Below are 18,879 nucleotides of genomic sequence, written 5' to 3'. Positions count from 1 at the left end.
TTTATTTTTCCTCCTTTATTCTTACTGGCAATAAAATGCCAACAAATTCATCATCCTTGAACATACCTATTGGATTAACCGATCCAATGAATCTTAGCTTTACACCAAACTTTTTAAAGTAGCTGTAATAGTTATAGTTAACACCTATATCTCCTATTTTGGTTTTTAGCACTATGATGTCTTTCCCTAAAAGTCTATAATTTACATCTTCATCAGAGCATTCATATTCATCTAAATCAGTTAAATACTCAAATACTCTTCCTTTTATTTCTTTAAGTTCACCTAGGTTGTTTATGCTACTAATAAATCCCGGTGTGGCCATATCTTCCTTTAAGAAATAAAACTCAGTACCTATAAAACTTTTATTTTTAATCTGAGTCTTAACTCCTATATTTTTAGATTTAATAATTTGTCTAACAGTGACTTTCTTTAACGGTATTTCCACTTATTCAAACCCTCCTAAAAATAGCTTCTCTTCATAAGTTTCAATATCTACTTTCTGAACTATCCATTTACTTGCATTATTAACATGCTGCTTATTGCTTGAATATCTTGAGAAGTAGCCTATTGAATATGAATTATTCGTTGGTACTACTACAATATCTTTTTCCTTTAGATCTTCTATATCAGTGAGATATGAGTATTCCATAAAGTCCTGATAACCATTAAATTTGATTAATGCAACTTTATCTTTCAACAGATCCCTCCTTCAAAACATCAGTAATAATTTTTATTGAGTCATCAATATATCCATCTGATTCATTAGACATTTCAATCTGCCTTAGGTTATAAAGAACTTCTTCTAGAGCTTCTTTATATTTTTCTTCCACTTGTAACTTTCACCCACTTTCTGATATACTGAACTTGAGAATTTTTACTTTTTGGTAGCTTATGCTACCTTTTTTTTCATAGCTTTAACTATCTCTTCATCAAGAAGTTGACTTATCTTTACTGTCCTTGGATCTAATGGTCCATATTTTTCTATGTGTTTATATAGTTCTTCTCTGAGGGCCTCCACTAATATCACCTCTCTTCTGATCCAAGCTGAATGTATTTACCATCAGTAACCACTAGAATTACACCGCAATCTTTGTACAAAGTTTCAGCAGCTTCTAGAGATACTAAATCTGCAGTTTCATGTTTATGCCCTAACATTTTTTCTCGCCTCCTCTCAACTTACAGCAATTGCTTGTCCATTTTTTAAATTTAATTATGCCTTTAACCAAAAAGATTACCATGTACTTATTCACTTTTTCCCTGCTTACTAATTCCTTATATTTGTACTTTGCATTTCCTCAAGTCTCTTGATTAATAGATCCAAATCTTCTTTAGGTAATTTCCTTCTTAAGATTTTAAGAAATGCCTGAGCTTGTCTCTCCTCAAACATTTTCATTCCTTCTTCAGTTTCTGGATAGTTGATTACTATTGAAATTGCCATCCCGCACCCTCCGAATTTAGAATAATAATTATTTTATGAATTATCTTTAGAAAAGGTTACAGGTTTATGTCTGATAGCCACTATGACAGGAACGCCATTTATAATTCGTTTTACAAATTTAATCATGTTTCTCACCTCCTCCTAATATCGGGAATACCTTCTGCACAGGTTCTTTAAGTGCATTTGCTATTCTAGCTGCAGTATCAATTCTTGGAATCTGCTTTCCTCTCATAATCTCAAATAGAGAGGTTCTCCCTACTTTCGCATCTTCCAGAAAATCATCTACTGTGTAGTTGCCTAATTCTATGCGCTTGTACAAATATTTTCTGACATTATTTTTCACGATTTTTTCTCACCCCTTGTTCGTAATTCCGATTACATTTTTATTTTATTTCACCATACCGTATTTTTCAACTCACAAAAATTCGCATTTCCGACCGTATAGAGAATTTATGTTCGGTTTCCTAAGTTTTTCTCTTTCTTAATCCTTGTAGTTCGATATTCCGTAATTGATTTTTAATAAATTCGTTTTTATTAATTTGTCGTATTATTTTAGTTTACTTTACCGAATTTAGATGATATAATACTTCTGAAAACCGAATAAGGGAGAGATATAAATGACTATTTTAGGTGATAATATTAAACAACTTCGTGAATTGGCAGGGATGTCAGTTAGAGACTTAGCAGACAAAAGCTCTGTAGCTCAAAGTACTATATCAGAAATTGAAACAGGTAAAAATAAGAATCCAAGATCTGATACATTGGGTAAAATAGCAAAAGCATTAAACTCTTCAGTAGAGCAATTAACCGATATGGTAATAGAACAAGAATATGCTATTACTGATGTAGAAGAAGCCATGAAGATAATATTAAATCAAGAAAAACTTATGCTTCATGGTGAAATTTTAACTGATGAGTCAAAGTTACAATTAGCTAATTCAATAAAAATGGCATTAAGATTCGTTGAAGAAATACAAAAGACAAAAAAATAGTGCTATAAAATTAAGGTGGGATTTGAATGTGGTTAGACATAAAAGCATTAGCAATGGGGGTTATTGAAGAATATGGCACAAATGATCCTTTTCTCATAGCACAAGATATTAATATTAATATACTATTTCATGAGCTCCCTGAGTCTTTAGATGCATATAGGTTGGATGATGTCATAGTTTTAAATATTAATTTATCTTATGAAAAGCAAAGATGGGTATTGGCTCACGAACTTGGTCATTATTTTATACACGGTCCTGAGAATACATTAAGTAATTTCATAACCAACAGATTACAACTACGATCAAAATGTGAAAAACAAGCAGATCTTTTTGCTAGCGAATTATTATTAAGTGACTTAAATAAATATATTATAGAAGGTCTAAATATTTCACAACTTGCAGCACTTGCAAAAGTTCCAGAAGAATTTATAATTTATAAATTTTCATCATAATTTAAATGAAAGGAGTGAATTAACATTATTGCAGCAATTTACTCAAGAAAATCAAAGTTTTCTGAGAAAGGAGAATCTGTTGAAAATCAGATTAATCTTTGTCAAGACTATGGAAGAAGCATAGGCGTTAATGACTTTGTTACCTATGAGGATGAGGGGTTTTCCGGAGGGAATGTAGATAGACCCCAATTTCAAAAAATGATGAGAGACGCTAAAAGGAAAAAATTCAATATTCTAATATGCTACAGACTTGATAGAATTAGCAGAAATGTATCAGATTTTACACAAACTATTGAAGAGTTAAAGAGAACCAATATACAATTCATTTCCATTCGCGAGCAGTTTGATACATCTTCACCAATGGGGCGCGCAATGATGAATATTGCTGCCGTTTTTGCCCAACTGGAAAGAGAAACAATAGCTGAAAGAGTAAAAGACAATATGCAGGAACTTGCAAAAACAGGAAGATGGTTAGGCGGAACAGCTCCTTTAGGTTATAGTTCTGAGCCAATTAAATATTCTGATACCAATGGAAAAGATAAAACTATGTATAAATTAACTGTATTAGATGATGAAATTAAAATTGTAAAGTTGATATTTGATCTATATCTTGAGAAGAAAAATTATAGTTCTGTAGCAAATTTCCTTTGCAGAAACTATTATAAAGGTAAAAATAATGGTGAGTTTTCAAGGAAGACAGTTCAACAGATAATAACCAATCCTGTTTATTGTATAGCAGATGCAAAAGCATTCAAATATTTTAACAGCCTTGGTGTAGGCGGGATATATGGAGAATCATCAAACGTCAATGGCTTCATGGTCTATAATAAGCGTATAGGTGGAAAGAAAGACAGACCTATACAAGAGTGGATTTTTTCAATAGGACAGCATTTAGGAGTAATCGATTCAGAAACATGGATACAATGTCAAAACATTAATAAAATAAAAAGTGAAAAGAGTACCTCTCAAAGATTAGGAACTGGAAGTAAGTTTTTACTGGCCAGCATGATAACTTGCGGCTGCTGTGGAAGTGGTATGGCATCATGGAGCCATTATCTAAAGAAGTATGACAGAATGGAAAGATACTATAGATGTAATTTGAAAAACAGAGCAGCAAATAGATGCCCTGGTAAAATGCTCAATGCTTATAAAGCAGAAGAATTACTTATTGAAAAAATTAAAAATATTAACATTGAAACCCTAATTAAGGGCTACAAGGAAGTAACGTCATCAATTGACACAATAAACAACTCAGCTAAAGAAATCGATATTTACCAAAATGAGATTAATACAAACAATAAAACAATTCAGGGCCTTATTAGAAAGTTAGCCATAGAAGAAGATGAATCCTACATTAGTATGTATAAAGCAGAAATAAGTAAAATTAGGCTTGAAATTAATGAACTTGAAAAGAAAATCAATGATATATCAAAAAACCTCGTTATTACAAATGAAAATAAGATTTCAGTAGATGAGATTATAAATAGACTTAATAATTTCAAGAACACCATTGATTACGCAACAGATTTTGAAGACAGAAGGGAATTAATTCTATCTATTGTCGAAAGTATTGTGTGGCATGGAACAGATGAAAAGTTAGAAGTAAATATAATTGGTTCTGGTAAAACTCCGCCAAGGGGTTTAGTATTAGCCCGAAACTTGTGTTATGGTGATAGTAGCAGATAAAACTATGCAGCAATTGTTAAGCGGCAATGTTGACATAGGGTTTTCAGGTCCTGAGCAAGTTTTATATGTATATAATCAGCAGAGAGAAAATTATCCTATAGCTTTTGCTCAGCTTACACAAAAGGATGGATCTTTCCTTGTTTCCAGAACTGTAGAAAATAATTTTTCATGGGAAGCCTTAAAGGGTAAGACAATTATAGGGGGCAGACCAGGCGGTGTTCCTGAAATGGCACTAGAATATGTACTAAAAAACCATGGTATTGATAAAAACAAAGATATAAAACTCATTACCAATATTGCCTTTGAAACGGTGCCAGCAGCTTTTAAAGGCGGTACCGGTGACTATGCAGCAATATTTGAACCTACTGCAAGTACCATTGTAAAAGCACAGGGTGGTTCCTTGGCTGCATCAGTAGGAGCTGCTGCAGGAGATTTGCCTTACACTTGTTTCTACACTACAAAGAATTATATGGATAAAAATTCAGATATAATTGATAAATTCACAAGAGCTATATATGAGGGCCAGTTATGGGTTCAGAAAAATAGTAATGAAGATATTGCAAAAGCTATAAAATCCTTTTTCCCAGGTACTGATGAAGCATTAATAGTGCAAGTTATTAAAAACTACAAGGATATAGATGCCTATGCAAAGGATCCAGTCTTAAAGGAAGAAAATTTAAACAGACTAATGGATATAATTCAGTCCTATGATGCAAATTTACTAAAAACAAGGCCTGAATACAACAAGGTAGTAAATAGTACCTTTGCAGATAAGGCTATAAAAAATGTGAAATAGCTATTTAATAGAAAGACAAACCCACTGTCTTTAAGTTAATAACTCATGCCAAAAAGAAAAAGTCAATTGAGAGTATATATACTCTCAATTGACTTTTTCTTTTTGATATTCAAATATGACAGAGGAAAACCTTCTTAGTCAAGCTTTTTTATAAATTGCTAGTTGAAAATTAACATCTTTACGCTCTAGCAAAATTATTTAAATTGTCCCTTTAAAATATGACAAATGATTAAATATAAATTCTGTTCCCCCCATACCCATGGCAAAGAAAACTAAAATAACAACTAAAACTATTGCACTAAAGTCGTATAGTATTTTTTCTTCCTTATTTATTACATAGGCTGCTAAAATTTCTATTCCAACACTTACTAATATAAGAGGCCAGAGGGATGTAATGATAAGAATATTAATATTAACGGTTACTAATCTAAGTAAAAACATTAACCCAAATACAATTAAGACCATTCCTGCGGTTAAAGTACCTACTCTCCGTCCCTTAATCATAAGCTTCACTCTCCATTTTCTTCCCCTTGATAAGCTTTATACCAAGTGCGACTATTGCAACACCTATAATTATTTGAGGAGCTTGCCTTATTAAATTATAGATAATAGAATATATTTTATATGAAATATATGGTTGTAAAAAACGCATTATATTTCCTAATAATAAATAGATACCAAAAAACAATAGTAACACTCCTGCGGCAAATCTACGTTTTGCAAATATGTCTTTATCTAATTTCACTAAGCTATCAATAGAAAACAGATACTTATCTTCTAAAATTAAAAGCTTATCCTCTTCTAAGCTTAGTCTATTAGCACAATCAAAAAACGAATAAAACCAAATAATTGGAGCTATAAATAATAATGGACCTGTATCAAGCCAAGAAGAAAGAAATATTAAAAAGAAAAATACTGACATAAAAGATACACCAATTTTCATAAACCCCATATACATATGCCCTGCACCAGGCAGAAGCGAAAAAACTATAGTTAGAAACTTACTTTTTTTCTTTATCATAATTAAAAACCTCCAATTTGATTATTTTTTCTGAAAAAGTATTAAGCTTTGCATTAACTGAGCTTGCAATGCTTAAATCTGGCGGCTTCACATAATTTATTGTTGAATTAGCCAGTGAATTTAATCCATTTGAAAAAACCATAATTAATGCTATACTAGCTGCAACTGCAACTTTAACACAATAAATACTAAACTGAACATTACTTCGTTTCTTATCTCTTATTTCAATTTGTACTTTCTCTTCAAAACCTAAAGGAGCCTCTGCAAGTTCATTATCTGCAAAACTGTCTGCAAATGCACCAGCACACTTTTGGCAATCACTGATATGATCCAATACTGAAATCAATTCATCATCCTTTAAATTGTCAAATTTAAGTGACTTTAATGTTTCATCAGTTAAATGACCATCTTTATTAAATAATGTACTCTTCACATAAACTCCTCCTTCCATAAATCCTTTAACAATTTTTTTGACCTATAAAGCTGCGTTTCTAGGGTTTTAATGTTCTGGCCTGTTTCTTTCGCTAAATGTGAAAGCTTAATACCTTTGCAAAAATAGCTTACTGCTACAGTCCTGTAAGGATCTTTTAATTTATTACATATATGCTCAATTCTCTCCATAGTATTCTTTTTCACTACAGCTTCCTCTGGTGAATCTCCACTATCCTCCAAGCCTTCATATTCTTCATCTGATAAGCTAATTGCTGTCCTTGCTTTACTCTTTATGTAGTCTTTACACTTATTTGCAGCAATTGTTGTAAGCCAAGCCTTAAGATTAATACCATCAAACCTTTCACAGCTTTGGTATGCAGCTAAAAAGGTTTGCTGTGCTAAGTCTTCAGCATCAAAGTAATTTTTAGTAAAGGATAGACAAATAGTGATAATTAATCGTTCATATTGTTTTATACAACTTGCAAATCCTTCCTTTTCAATAGCTACCACCACCTTCATTTATCCTTACATTTAATATAACGATTTAAAATCAAAAAACACTTCAATATTTTATTTTATCATACAGTAATATGCTTCTTTAATTCCTCCCTTTTTTAACACTAATTCCCTATAATTCATATACTGAATTATGTTTATTATAAAGGAGAATGCCTATGAGTAAGGTTGAGATAATAGATGTGAATATGAACTATCACTCCTTAAAGGGAGAAACCACCGCCCTTAGAAACATTAATATAAATATAGAAAGAGGAGAATTTGTCAGCATTGTTGGCCCTTCAGGCTGTGGTAAGTCTACACTTCTAAATATAATAGCTGGGCTTATTAAACCCTCCTCTGGGACTGTTAAGGTGGATGGGGAAGAAATTCATAGCTATTCTGAGAAACTTGGATATATGTTTCAGCGAGATCATTTATTTGAGTGGCTTAGCGTTTGGAATAATGTGTCCCTAGGCTTAAACATAAAACATGAACTTAATAGCAGAAACAAAGAAAAGTTAGAAAACCTACTTAAGAAATATAACCTATGGGAATTTAAACATCATCGTCCAAAGGAATTGTCCGGCGGCATGAGGCAAAGGGTAGCATTAATACGGACTTTAGCTATGGATCCGGAAGTACTTCTCTTAGACGAGCCATTTTCAGCACTTGACTATCAAACTAGGCTAAACGTTAGTGATGAAATTTATGAAATAATAAAAAAAGAAGGTAAAACTGCAATTATGGTTACCCATGACATTTCGGAAGCAGTATCAATGTCCTCAAGAGTAATAATTTTATCCAAGCGTCCTGCAAGAATAAAAAATGATGTACCTGTTATCTTTGAAGAAAAATATAAAACACCCTTTAGCCGAAGAGAGGCTCCAGTATTCAGGGAATACTTCAATGGGATTTGGAAGGAACTGGAGGTGAATTCAGATGGAAAGTAATGAGCAGCTACAATATATAAAAAAGGTAAAAGCTACAAATAGAAGGGTTACTATTGCAAGGTTTTTAATTCTCATTGTTTTCTTTGTTTTATGGGAGGTATTAGGAGACTTAAAGGTTATAGATCCTTTTTTAACCAGCACTCCTTCAAGAATGCTTAAAAGCTTGGTACAAATTTATAAGGAAGGAACCTTATTTAGGCACATATCAGTCACCTGCATCGAAACCATAGTGGGCTTTACCTTAGGAACCCTCCTTGGAACAATAATAGCTGTTATATTATGGTGGTCAAAGTTTTTATCTAGGGTGCTAGACCCCTATATCGTTGTTTTAAATGCCCTTCCAAAGGTAGCCTTAGGACCTATTATTATATTTTGGATTGGAAATGGAGTAGGAGCCATTATAGTTATGGCACTTTTAATCTCCGTAGTTGTAACAATAATCACTGTCCTTGGCGGCTTTAATGAAGTGGATGAAGATAAAGTAAAGCTATTAAAGACCTTTGGTGCATCTAAGCTTCAAACACTAACCCATTTAATTATTCCTTCTTGCATTCCAACTCTTATTTCTGCACTAAAAATAAATGTTGGCTTGTCCTGGGTTGGAGTAATTATGGGTGAATTCCTTGTAGCAAGGGAAGGCTTAGGCTTCCTCATAGTATATGGCGGACAGGTATCTCAATTAGATATGGTTATGATGAGCATTCTAATACTTTCAATCATAGCCTACGTTATGTATGAATTGGTTCATATATTGGAAAAGAAATATCAATATTAGGAAATTTGGAGACGGTTAATTCCTTTGTTCACTTTGAAATTTGGGGACGGTTAATGACTATTTCCACTTTGGAAGAATTGAAAGTAAAGGGGACGGTTAACAATAATGTACACTCAATTTAGAAGTACATAAAAATGTTAACCGTCCCTGTAGTGCACAAAGTCATTAACCATCCCTAATTAATTTTCCCGAAGGACTGCTGCAATTTGTAGTATGCAGGTTTCAGTCTCTCATGATAAGCAGGCACTTCCCAAGGCTTCCAGGTAAAATAGCCCATATCTATTTGTCCTTCTTCTCTTCCAAGAATACCAGCTCCAAAATAGAAGCCCTCAACCTTTTCTGCCTTTATTCCCTTATTTTTATATAGATCTCCCATAATTGACTTTGTGGAAGGATCCATAACATTTAAAAGCTGCCAGGGAATTCTTATTTCTATATTGCCATTTTTCTCGCAAAAATCTGTAAGGGAACTATAATCTTTAGCATTTGGATTCCCATTTCCATATTTTAATATTCCTGTTTCATATTTTGAAAAAGGCACTGTTACCTTGTCCTGAGGAAGTGTAAATCCTTTATTAAGGCATAGATACATTGGATTGAAAATTCCGCTGTTCTTTACTCTATATGAAGTATTGGCCTGAATCATTTTAAGCTGCTCGGCATAAAGATAATTAAAGGAATCATAATAGGCATCCACTAAAATTCTAGAATTATCCTTCCCATCAATTAATAATTCAAAATCAGCTTCTCTTGTGAATTTCACTTTATTTTCTTTATCCTCGTTATTTCCTTGATAAGTAATGGTATCTATAGGAATCAGAAGCTTGTCCTTATTAAAATCAAATTTACTTGTTTCTGCCATAAGGTATATATATTTTTCATCAGATTTTGCATAAAGCTTCACATCTTTACCTACGTAAATTGGCTTATCTTCCTTCCATTCTGCAGTATCTCCATCTATATAACTAACACTTTCCTTTTCCCCTGGGTCAAAGGCCAGAAGTCCGAATTCCTGCTCATTTGTCTGAGGATTTGACCAAAGTGATCTTGTATCAGGTAGGTCTAAGTCCATAGTGTTCCAGGTTCTCTTAAACCACTCATCCTGCCAGGAGAAAACTAAGGCTCCACAGTACCCCTCATCATAAATATCCTTAAGAAGGCTTTGCAGCATAACTCCTTGGGAATTCTCATCTACATTGCCTTGGTTAAAGCCTGAATATAGACTTTGATGAGCCATTCCTCTAGAGGCCGGAATTCCAAATTCAGCTACCAAAACAGGCATGGTATGCTGCTTCATTAGATCCCTTAAATAAGCCTTATAGGTGTCTATCTTACCTGTTTCATCTTTAAAGGATACATAGTCTCTTTGATAATTCATAAAGTCTGGATAATAAGGATAAATGTGATAGGATGCAAATACACCCTGCTTAAAGCTCTTCTGCGGCTTAATATGCTCTACATTAACCTGTGCCATATCTTCAGTTGGAAGTGGTTCATTAGGGTGACTTAGCATATCTGTTGTAAGCCAATTAGAATAGCTTATTGGTCTAGTCATTTTATATTTTTCAGCTTCATATTCCAAAACTTTATCTCCTGCCTCGCACATGAAGGTTTCAAAAGGTGAGGCATTATCAGTATACAAGTATTTTCCTGAATAGTTACTTCTAGATGGATTTTTCTTATTAGTATTATCAACAAAGGTTGGATCCCACTCAATTCCTAAAACCCATCCTATAACATACTGCGAAATATCGCTTTTATAGGTTCCGCTAGCGAAACCGTCCTTTTTAGGGAGTGTTTTATTTCCATGGAAAATATCCACTAAATCCTTGGAATCATTTATGAAGGCCTTCATTATTTTTTCATTATCCCCGTAGGCATCACCTACTGCTGCAATGTCTTCCTCACTAATCCAAACGCCTTGAAGTAAATATAAAGGTTTTTTCGCACTCTTATTGTATTCATATAGTGCATCATAGAAATCAGGCTTTAAGGTTGTATAAACCCTTATAACGTCAGCGTTCATAGCACTAATTTCCTTAAACCATCGAAGATACTCTTCCTTTGTTATGGCAAGTTCTCCTGGAAAGTGTCCTGGCTTGGCTGCTCCAATATTTACTCCCTTTAAAAACTTCTTTTCCCATTTTCCGTTTTGATAAATATAAAAGTCCTTTCCGTAAACCTTTGAAATATACTCTATTCCATTATCTTTAGCTACATTATTTTTAATACCTATAATTGAGTATATATTGCTATCGCGGGTGATAATACCTTTTAACACTACAGCAATTAGCAAAGTGCAGGCCGCCATAAAGACGTAAAGGGAAATCATTATAATTTTCTTCTTCATAACCATCACACCTTAGCTGAAGTGTTAATACCTTCAAAACCCTTCCTTTCAGATTTATCCCAGGCTTGGGAATTCTTAAACATGTTGAAATATGCGCCTACACGCCAAAAACTAACAACCTGTCTTGGTCCAAAGTTTTCTATTACTGCATAACCTATAAGAATAAACACATCTTTTAGAGAGAAATACTTTATATCTGTTTCAGCAATAATTAGGGAAGAAACGGATATAAGTACTCCCATTAAAACTGTTGACGTAAACAATATAAGAGCAATTTGAACATTTAACAACCCAAATATAACAGCAAAAACTACCATAATGTATCCTTCCAGTTCAAAAATAGGACCTAATAACTCAAAAATAAAGAAATATGGTAAAGCTAAAATGCCTGTCCTTCCATAGCCTGGATTAAAAAGCATTTTCTTATGAAAGGTTAAAATGTCTATTAAGCCCTTGTGCCATCTATATCTCTGTTTTTTTAGAGTTTTTATGTCTTCTGGCACTTCCGTCCAGCAGTTTGCATTAAAGGAATAACAAATCCTGTATTTTAGCTTCAGTTCTCTCATAAGCCTGCTTATACGCACTACAAGCTCCATGTCCTCTCCCACTGTATCCTTTTCATATTTACCACTGCTGGTTAGATAGCCTCCTACGCTAACAACCCTTTCCTTTCTAAAAAGTCCAAAGGCTCCCGATATTATGAGCAGGCTATTAAGATCAGCCCAGCCTAATCTTCCCGTCATAAAAGCACGGATGTACTCAACTGTCTGAAATTTTGCTATCTTATTTTTCGGTATTCTTATATTTTTTATTTGTCCCTGCACAATTGTGCAGCCATTTATAGGAAATATATTTCCGCCTAAGGCAGGTGTTTCAATTCCTTCATCTAAGGTTAAGGAGGCTAGCTTTAAAAGTGCCTCATCCTCAAGCAATGAATCTGCATCGATACCGCAGTAATATTCCTTGGTGGATATATTTATACCTGCATTTAAGGAATCCGCCTTTCCACCCTTTTCCTTATCCACAACTATGAGCTTTGGCATGGAGCTATTCATGTAAACGCCTCTAATGGGCTTTGTATTGAGTTTGTAATCAAAAATATAATCTACTCTTGTAAGATTGTAATAGTTAATTAGTACTTCAAGAGTATTGTCCTTAGAACCATCATTTACTAGTATCAATTCATAATCAGGATATTTAAGATTAAGCAAGGAATTAGAACTTTCTATTATAGTTTTTTCTTCATCATATGCGGGTGCAATTATTGAAACTGCAGGAAGAATTCTCTTTTTAAAAAGCAGCGACCTGCTCTTTATCCTCCACAGCTTCACCTGCCTCTTAGAACTTAAATATGAAAGCACTAACAGCCCTAAATAAATTATACTTATTGCCAAGGAATAATAGGCTAGATAATAGTTAAAATCTATTATAAAAAGCTTAACTTGCTCTATAATTGGTAATGTAAATAAAATGTCCCTGTGTCTTATGGAATATATAACTGGAGATATTAAAATACATAAAATCAATAATACATAAAGATTTCTTATTAGCTTCTTATCCCTATGTTCTATATTTTTGGGAACTGCTTCATGAAAAGGAGTTATTCCGCATTTTCTTGCCAATTTTTCCTTAAGGTACATGGAAAAATCCTTCTCAAGTCCCTTAGGAATAACCTCTTTAATAATAGCAATGAGCTCATTTTCAATATCAACATTCTTATTTTTATTTAAGAAATTAATTACTTCACTGGTTCTTCCTAAAAGTAGTATTTCCTTAATTATTTCTTTGGCATCTACATTACTTTTAGAGGTTAACTTCATTATGAAATATTCTATTCTACCTGAAAGAATCTTAGCAAGCTCTTTTTTTACAAGCCTATCTCTTTCCTCCTGAAAGGCCATAACCACTCTATTTATATAACCTGGATTTCTTACAATAATTAAAGAAATGGAGTTTACAGCGCTTCTTGAGGTGTACTCATCTCTAAGAAAACCTATCAGCCTGTCTAAATTTTCTATAGAATTAAAACTAGAAAGTGCTCTAACTGCAATATTTCTAATTTCAACATCCTCTGAATATAAATACATGTCCTCGGTCAATACTTTTGGGTAATATTTCGCTAAATTATTACATGCCTTATAAACTAACTTTCTGTAGTTTTCCTCAATATTAATACTTACAGGAGGCATTTTTTCACCCTTACTTTTATAATTATCATAAAGATCCTGAAATGCCTTTATTTCGCTGTTCATGTTGTTAATCAGTTCAAGAAGGTATTCCTTAACGTAGACTGAAAAATACACTGAAGAAAAATCTACAATAAGCTCCTTAATTTCAATCTTATTGCTTTTAGAAAGCTTTGGTACATAGGAATTAAAAGCCTCTCCAAAGTCTGATATAAGCATATTTACTTTATCCCTATAAAAGCGGTGGGAATCTATAAGGGAGTCTGCAAGTACTGGTATTGATTCCTTATTTCCAATGTCAGATAGGGAGTTTGCCATATAGAGTTTAATTGTAGAATCCTTTTCCTTAACTAAGTATTTTTCTAATGCTAGCCTTGCCTTTTCTGTTCCAATCATACCTAGAAAGGCTGCTGATTGAATTCTTTTTGTTTTAAAAATTGATGTAAGCCCTTTTATATACCTTTTTTCAGCCTTACTAATATCAAAATGTTTTTCTATATTTTCTGTATTATCCTTATCTAATTTAATTGCATTCTTCATTTCAAGATAACTATCGACAGAGGTCTTATTTTTAAACTTTATATTCTTATCATACTTAAAAAAAATATTTTTCTGTTCTTTAGTAAAATTGTTGCTTTTTTTATCTTTCAGCTTAAGTATTATTAATCTGCATATAACCATCACGCATGAGTAAATCAGCAGTGCAGCAATAATAGTCCATACTTTAAAACTTACACTCATAGGTAAGATTCCCCTTTAATTTTATTCTGAATTACTCCAATTAACTCTGAAAGCATAAAGGGCTTTTTAAAGTAATGCTCAACTCCAAGTGAAGCAGCCCTTTTTACGGAATTCTCATCCTTAAGAAGAGAAACAATTATAAAGGGAATATTCTTAGTAGCAGATTGTGATAAAAGTTTTTCTCTAAGTAGAAAACCATCCATTTTAGGTATCATTATCTCAGAAATTATGAGATCTAATGGGAAATTTTCTGCAGCACTTAAAGCTTCCTCTCCATCACCTGCTGTTATTACCTTATAATTAAGATTTTCAAGAAATGTTTTTATAACATCTATATTAACCGAATCAGTATCAACCAACAGTATATTTCCAAGTTCCTCTTGATAATCCTTCACTGAAGAACTGCTGCAAACAATGTTCATTCCCATTTCCTTAGCTAGCCTAACCCTCATCATTGCAATGTTGTACATTACATCTTCCAACCCTTTATTGTAGGTTTTTGAGTCTCTTAATTCAGTTAAATCCACTACTCCTATTGAAACAGTGATTTTTTCTATGAATTTTTCTGAGGTGCCTATGGAACTTCTAATTTTTTCAGCTAATTCTACCGCCCTTTCTTTAGCTGAGTGGGGAATATAACATGCAAAAGTGGCCCCTTGAAGTCTGAAATATAATTCATTGTCCTCTTTTATACTTTCAAATATATAAGCAATATTTTTCAAAATCTCTTCTACTTCACTATCTCCATAGGAAAACCTTATCTTTGCAAGATTATCTATGTTTATGATTATTAAGGCAGGATTTTGCTCATTAGCATCCTGCATCATATCTTTAATATCACTAGATAGATAGTTTTTGAAAAACTCATAATTATATAACCCAGTTACATGGCATCTTATAAGCTTATCTTCAGTTTCTTTTATACTTTTTTGAAGCCTTGAATTAATTTCCTTAAGAAGCTCATTTTCTTTACTTAAAGTTATGGCTATTTCCTCAGCCTTTTTTAGCTTAGATAAAAATACCGATGGAATTGCTATATCATATTCCTTTGAGAGGGTATAAACTAAAGGTTCGATAACTATTAGCCACAAAATTCCCTTCCTTGCAAGTGCCTTCTCAAAAAACAAGTTCCATAGCTCGCTGCCAGTATAGTTATAATCCGTCACGGTAAAAGTCTCATCAACAGTAATATTGAGGTCATCTATTACTTCTAGAACCTCTTCTTTATTAATTATGGAGACAAGTCTTTTTAGTACTGAGCTTAGGATTAAGCTGTAGCCTCCAGATTTTGAAATATCCTTTTTAATGGGAGTAATAAAGGTACCGCATTCTAAATCCCTCAGTACTTTTATATACTTTGATGGATTGTCTTTAATTATTGAACCATGCTGTGGTGCAATAATTGAAATATCCATTCCTAAAAACACTTCCATAACCGGCCTTAGAATATCATTTGAAGGCATGTAATGCTCATGAAAAGTCTTCATTTTTTCTATGTAGTCCTCCTTGGCATAAAGACTCCAGCCATAGGAAAAGGCACCGAAAAGATCACTTGAAAACAATACCTTCGATGTGCAGTCATAAGTTACTATGGCACCAGCGAAATGAAGATATGGAGTTTGGACAAACTGAAGTTCTCTTCCTGATTCTAAAACTAACCTAAAATCATTTTTATTTACTATATAGTAATCAGATTTAATGCCGTAATACTTAACTAAAGTTTCAGTTCTCCAATGAGTTACAATTTTAAAATTAGCTCCCCTCTGTTCAAACAAGGGAACGCTTGAACAAAAATCTGGATCCTGATGGTGCAGTATTACATATTTAATTTTTTCTAAGGGCACAAGGCTGCACACATTCTCATAAACATATTCAAAGTCAATAACAGAGCCTGGATCGATAAGAACTGCCTCCTCCCCATCTATAATAAGATAAGGATTGCAGTGCAGTCCTCCTTCCTGGCAGCTTCCGCCAACCCAATATATATTCTTTTCTATTTCTACTACTTTAGACCTGTCCATTAATTTCATTTCACCTCTATTTCGCCGCACTATTCATCAATATTTAATTTCTTTAGCCTTTTCTTGTATTTTTGGGCTGTCTCCAAATATAACTCTTTTTTAATTTTAATATCACAATTCTGATATAGATTGTCAAAAACTTCAATAGCCTTATTTATTACTCTAAGCTCCTCATTATAATTCTTTTGTTTCTTATATATAGCCTGAAGCCTGTCATAAGGTTGTATTCCAGGAAAGCCATCTTTGATATTTTCCTCATAGAGCTCCGAAGCAGCTTTTATATCACCTTGTTTTTCAAGCTCTTCTGCTCTAAAATTTCTTTCTGTCTGAAATTTTAAATTATTATCTTCCACTTCTGTTTCCTTATTACCTGTATTTTCAATTTTATTAATATCATTTTCTAAGGCCTTAATTAACTGATTATCAGCTATGTTTCTAGCCTTTTCTAAATAATCTTTAGCTTTAGCTATCTTTGAAGACTGTAAACTACTTACTGCAGCCGCTACAAACCTTCTTTGTCTAGCATTTTTACTTATAAAAACATATAGCGTAAGTGCAGCTGTACCAATTAAGAATATTGGATTACCGAAGCCAAAAAATAAGCAAATAAATATAGCAAAAAGAAAATTAGTATGTAACCTTCTTGCCTTATTAACTTCTTCGCTAAGTTTTATATATGTTTTCTCATTTTTAGCCATATTAGGATCCCTGCTAGCCTCAGAACTATTATTAACTCTCATCTTCTTACCTCTTATTTTATTTATAGTTATATTGTAATTTAAAATCTGCCATTAAGTTTTATATTTCATATTATACAAAAATAGTTGCTTTTTATCTAGAGTTTTCATAGCTGCATTTACTTTCCCCATAATTTTCATATTGTTCCAAAATTCTATAATATTTGTTAATTATACTAAAGTTTTTATAAAATTATTAATATTTCGATAAAAATTATGTTGAAAAATGCAAATATTCAATATATACTAATAATATTATCATTGATGTAACGCTTTACAACAATGATGTATTAAAATATAACTCGAACTGGGGGGAATGACATGATCAAAAAATTATTTAGATTAAAGCCTATTAACGAATTACTAGCAGAATCAACTTCAGGAAAATCATTAAAAAAGTCCCTAGGTGCATTTGAATTAACCATGCTTGGTGTAGGCGCCATTATAGGGACAGGCATCTTTGTGTTAACTGGGGTTGCAGCTGCAAAATACTCCGGACCAGCACTTATACTTTCCTTTATTATTTCGGGCTTAGCCTGTGCTTTTGCAGCTTTATGCTATGCTGAATTTGCAGCAATGGTACCAATAGCCGGAAGTGCTTATACCTATGGATATGCTGCCTTAGGAGAAATTTGGGCATGGATTATCGGATGGGATTTAATACTTGAGTATGCTGTGGCTATAGCCGCGGTTGCTATTGGTTGGTCGGGTTATATTGTGGAACTTTTAGGAGCTGCAGGAATTCATCTTCCTAAACAGCTAATAAACGCTCCTGGAGCTGAAGGGGGCATTATTAATTTACCTGCAATCTTTATTATATTCTGCATAACAAGCCTACTAATTATTGGAGTAGAAGAAAGCGCTAAATTTAATAATATCATTGTAGGAATAAAGATATTGATGGTTTTATTGTTCATTGGTCTTGCAGTAGGACATGTCAAACCTGCTAACTGGACACCATTTATGCCCTATGGCTGGGGTGGAGTTTTCCAAGGTGCCTCAATAATTTTCTTTGCTTATATAGGTTTTGACGCGGTCTCTACTGCAGCAGAAGAAGTTAAAAATCCTCAAAAGGATTTACCAAAAGGAATTATTGCTTCATTAATAATTTGTACAGTTCTCTATATAATTGTTTCGGCTATACTAACCGGTATACTACCTTATTCAGTATATAAGAACACCGCTGCACCAGTTGCTTTTGCTCTGCAGCAATTAGGAATAAGTTGGGGAGCAGCCTTAGTATCTGTAGGTGCCGTTTGTGGTATAACCTCAGTTTTACTTGTTATGATGTTTGGTCAAACACGTGTATTCTTTGCTATGTCAAGAGATGGATTACTTCCTAAAGTGTTTGGTGAAGTTCATCCTAAATATAAGACTCCTGTAAAGAGCACACTGCTTGTTGGTATAGTTACTTCATTGCTTGCTGGTTTTACTCCAATAGGAGTAGTTGCTGAATTAACAAATATAGGAACACTTGCAGCCTTTATAATAGTTGCCTTCTCAATAATTCTTCTAAGAAAGAGGAGACCTGATTTAGAAAGACCTTTTAAGTGTCCATTAGTTCCAGTAGTTCCTGGTCTTGCTATATTATTCTGCAGCTTCCTAATTATCAAACTGCCGCATGTTACTCAAATTAGATTTATAGTTTGGTTTGTATTAGGTATAATTGTTTACATGCTTTATGGCATTAAGCATAGTGTAATGAATAAAGTTAAGACAGAGTAAACAATACAACCTTCAGCATAAATCCAATGCCCAATGGGGACGGTTAATGACTTTTTACACTTTGTTAATCACCTTAAGG

At 33.1% G+C, this 18,879-nt stretch carries 22 protein-coding genes; 7 read left to right on the top strand and 15 right to left on the bottom strand.

Features of this window, described 5'->3' with window-relative positions; all coding sequences use genetic code 11:
- Position 1 precedes the first annotated feature (1 nt).
- From ACJDUG_RS00720 to ACJDUG_RS00690, 7 genes are all read right to left on the bottom strand, one after another.
- Positions 2-445: a hypothetical protein gene (locus ACJDUG_RS00720; RefSeq protein ID WP_406767959.1), complete on the bottom strand. Its 444-nt coding sequence runs from the start codon at positions 443-445 to the stop codon at positions 2-4.
- Complete coding sequence (locus tag ACJDUG_RS00715; protein WP_406767958.1) at positions 446-697, bottom strand: hypothetical protein; 252 nt, start codon at positions 695-697, stop codon at positions 446-448.
- Positions 687-830, bottom strand: a complete 144-nt coding sequence (locus ACJDUG_RS00710; protein WP_406767957.1) for a hypothetical protein — start codon at positions 828-830, stop codon at positions 687-689. The genes ACJDUG_RS00715 and ACJDUG_RS00710 overlap by 11 nt, the downstream gene beginning before the upstream one ends.
- A 59-nt stretch (positions 831-889) precedes the next feature.
- Entirely contained in the window at positions 890-1,018 is a 129-nt protein-coding gene (locus ACJDUG_RS00705) for an aspartyl-phosphate phosphatase Spo0E family protein (protein WP_406767956.1), read from the bottom strand.
- A gap of 5 nt (positions 1,019-1,023) precedes the next feature.
- Positions 1,024-1,155, bottom strand: a complete 132-nt coding sequence (locus ACJDUG_RS00700; RefSeq protein ID WP_406767955.1) for a hypothetical protein — start codon at positions 1,153-1,155, stop codon at positions 1,024-1,026.
- Between the two features lie 109 nt (positions 1,156-1,264).
- Complete coding sequence (locus tag ACJDUG_RS00695) at positions 1,265-1,438, bottom strand: hypothetical protein (protein ID WP_406767954.1); 174 nt, start codon at positions 1,436-1,438, stop codon at positions 1,265-1,267.
- A gap of 118 nt (positions 1,439-1,556) precedes the next feature.
- A complete protein-coding gene (locus ACJDUG_RS00690; RefSeq protein WP_406767953.1) occupies positions 1,557-1,781 on the bottom strand; it encodes a helix-turn-helix transcriptional regulator in 225 nt (74 codons plus the stop codon).
- 274 nt (positions 1,782-2,055) lie between these two features.
- Between ACJDUG_RS00690 and ACJDUG_RS00685 the strand changes: the two genes are divergently transcribed.
- The 4 genes from ACJDUG_RS00685 to ACJDUG_RS00670 are packed head-to-tail and all read left to right on the top strand — an operon-like array spanning position 2,056 to position 5,364.
- Positions 2,056-2,430, top strand: coding sequence for a helix-turn-helix domain-containing protein (locus tag ACJDUG_RS00685; RefSeq protein ID WP_406767952.1), 375 nt, complete (start codon positions 2,056-2,058; stop codon positions 2,428-2,430).
- A gap of 26 nt (positions 2,431-2,456) precedes the next feature.
- Positions 2,457-2,882: an ImmA/IrrE family metallo-endopeptidase gene (locus ACJDUG_RS00680; protein ID WP_406767951.1), complete on the top strand. Its 426-nt coding sequence runs from the start codon at positions 2,457-2,459 to the stop codon at positions 2,880-2,882.
- 18 nt (positions 2,883-2,900) lie between these two features.
- Entirely contained in the window at positions 2,901-4,568 is a 1,668-nt protein-coding gene (locus ACJDUG_RS00675) for a recombinase family protein (RefSeq protein WP_406768673.1), read from the top strand.
- Positions 4,549-5,364, top strand: coding sequence for an ABC transporter substrate-binding protein (locus ACJDUG_RS00670; protein WP_406767950.1), 816 nt, complete (start codon positions 4,549-4,551; stop codon positions 5,362-5,364). Before ACJDUG_RS00675 ends, ACJDUG_RS00670 begins: the two co-directional genes overlap by 20 nt.
- A gap of 198 nt (positions 5,365-5,562) precedes the next feature.
- On the opposite strand, the gene ACJDUG_RS00665 is transcribed toward ACJDUG_RS00670, so the two are convergent.
- Genes ACJDUG_RS00665 through ACJDUG_RS00650 form a run of 4 tightly spaced genes read right to left on the bottom strand, consistent with a single transcriptional unit; the run spans position 5,563 to position 7,327 of the window.
- Positions 5,563-5,868 (bottom strand): hypothetical protein, encoded by a 306-nt coding sequence (locus tag ACJDUG_RS00665; RefSeq protein WP_406767949.1) that lies wholly within the window; start codon positions 5,866-5,868, stop codon positions 5,563-5,565.
- Positions 5,861-6,385, bottom strand: coding sequence for a hypothetical protein (locus ACJDUG_RS00660; RefSeq protein WP_406767948.1), 525 nt, complete (start codon positions 6,383-6,385; stop codon positions 5,861-5,863). Before ACJDUG_RS00660 ends, ACJDUG_RS00665 begins: the two co-directional genes overlap by 8 nt.
- On the bottom strand, positions 6,366-6,818 hold the full coding sequence (locus ACJDUG_RS00655; protein ID WP_406767947.1) for a hypothetical protein: 453 nt from the start codon (positions 6,816-6,818) through the stop codon (positions 6,366-6,368). The genes ACJDUG_RS00660 and ACJDUG_RS00655 overlap by 20 nt, the downstream gene beginning before the upstream one ends.
- On the bottom strand, positions 6,815-7,327 hold the full coding sequence (locus tag ACJDUG_RS00650) for an RNA polymerase sigma factor (RefSeq protein WP_406768672.1): 513 nt from the start codon (positions 7,325-7,327) through the stop codon (positions 6,815-6,817). Before ACJDUG_RS00650 ends, ACJDUG_RS00655 begins: the two co-directional genes overlap by 4 nt.
- A gap of 164 nt (positions 7,328-7,491) precedes the next feature.
- Here ACJDUG_RS00650 and ACJDUG_RS00645 point away from each other — a divergent pair, with 164 nt between their 5' ends.
- Positions 7,492-8,265 (top strand): ABC transporter ATP-binding protein, encoded by a 774-nt coding sequence (locus tag ACJDUG_RS00645; protein ID WP_406767946.1) that lies wholly within the window; start codon positions 7,492-7,494, stop codon positions 8,263-8,265.
- The gene (locus ACJDUG_RS00640) at positions 8,255-9,040 is read left to right on the top strand and encodes an ABC transporter permease (protein ID WP_406767945.1); all 786 of its coding nucleotides are present in this window, start codon (positions 8,255-8,257) and stop codon (positions 9,038-9,040) included. The genes ACJDUG_RS00645 and ACJDUG_RS00640 overlap by 11 nt, the downstream gene beginning before the upstream one ends.
- 175 nt (positions 9,041-9,215) lie before the next feature.
- Here the strand turns inward: ACJDUG_RS00640 and ACJDUG_RS00635 are convergent, their stop codons facing one another.
- Genes ACJDUG_RS00635 through ACJDUG_RS00620 form a run of 4 tightly spaced genes read right to left on the bottom strand, consistent with a single transcriptional unit; the run spans position 9,216 to position 17,078 of the window.
- Positions 9,216-11,390, bottom strand: a complete 2,175-nt coding sequence (locus ACJDUG_RS00635; protein ID WP_406767944.1) for a family 2 glycosyl transferase — start codon at positions 11,388-11,390, stop codon at positions 9,216-9,218.
- Between the two features lie 5 nt (positions 11,391-11,395).
- Positions 11,396-14,317, bottom strand: a complete 2,922-nt coding sequence (locus ACJDUG_RS00630) for a glycosyltransferase (RefSeq protein ID WP_406767943.1) — start codon at positions 14,315-14,317, stop codon at positions 11,396-11,398.
- Positions 14,314-16,368: an oxygen-binding di-iron domain-containing protein gene (locus ACJDUG_RS00625; protein WP_406767942.1), complete on the bottom strand. Its 2,055-nt coding sequence runs from the start codon at positions 16,366-16,368 to the stop codon at positions 14,314-14,316. The genes ACJDUG_RS00630 and ACJDUG_RS00625 overlap by 4 nt, the downstream gene beginning before the upstream one ends.
- Complete coding sequence (locus ACJDUG_RS00620) at positions 16,368-17,078, bottom strand: hypothetical protein (protein WP_406767941.1); 711 nt, start codon at positions 17,076-17,078, stop codon at positions 16,368-16,370. Before ACJDUG_RS00620 ends, ACJDUG_RS00625 begins: the two co-directional genes overlap by 1 nt.
- A 321-nt stretch (positions 17,079-17,399) precedes the next feature.
- Here ACJDUG_RS00620 and bcaP point away from each other — a divergent pair, with 321 nt between their 5' ends.
- Positions 17,400-18,800: a branched-chain amino acid transporter BcaP gene (bcaP, locus tag ACJDUG_RS00615; protein ID WP_406768671.1), complete on the top strand. Its 1,401-nt coding sequence runs from the start codon at positions 17,400-17,402 to the stop codon at positions 18,798-18,800.
- Positions 18,801-18,879 lie beyond the last annotated feature (79 nt).

It is taken from the genome of Candidatus Clostridium stratigraminis, from assembly GCF_045310675.1.
GTDB classification, from domain to species: Bacteria; Bacillota; Clostridia; order Clostridiales; family Clostridiaceae; genus Clostridium_AT; species Clostridium_AT stratigraminis.
This window is presented reverse-complemented; position numbering and strand designations above follow the sequence as displayed.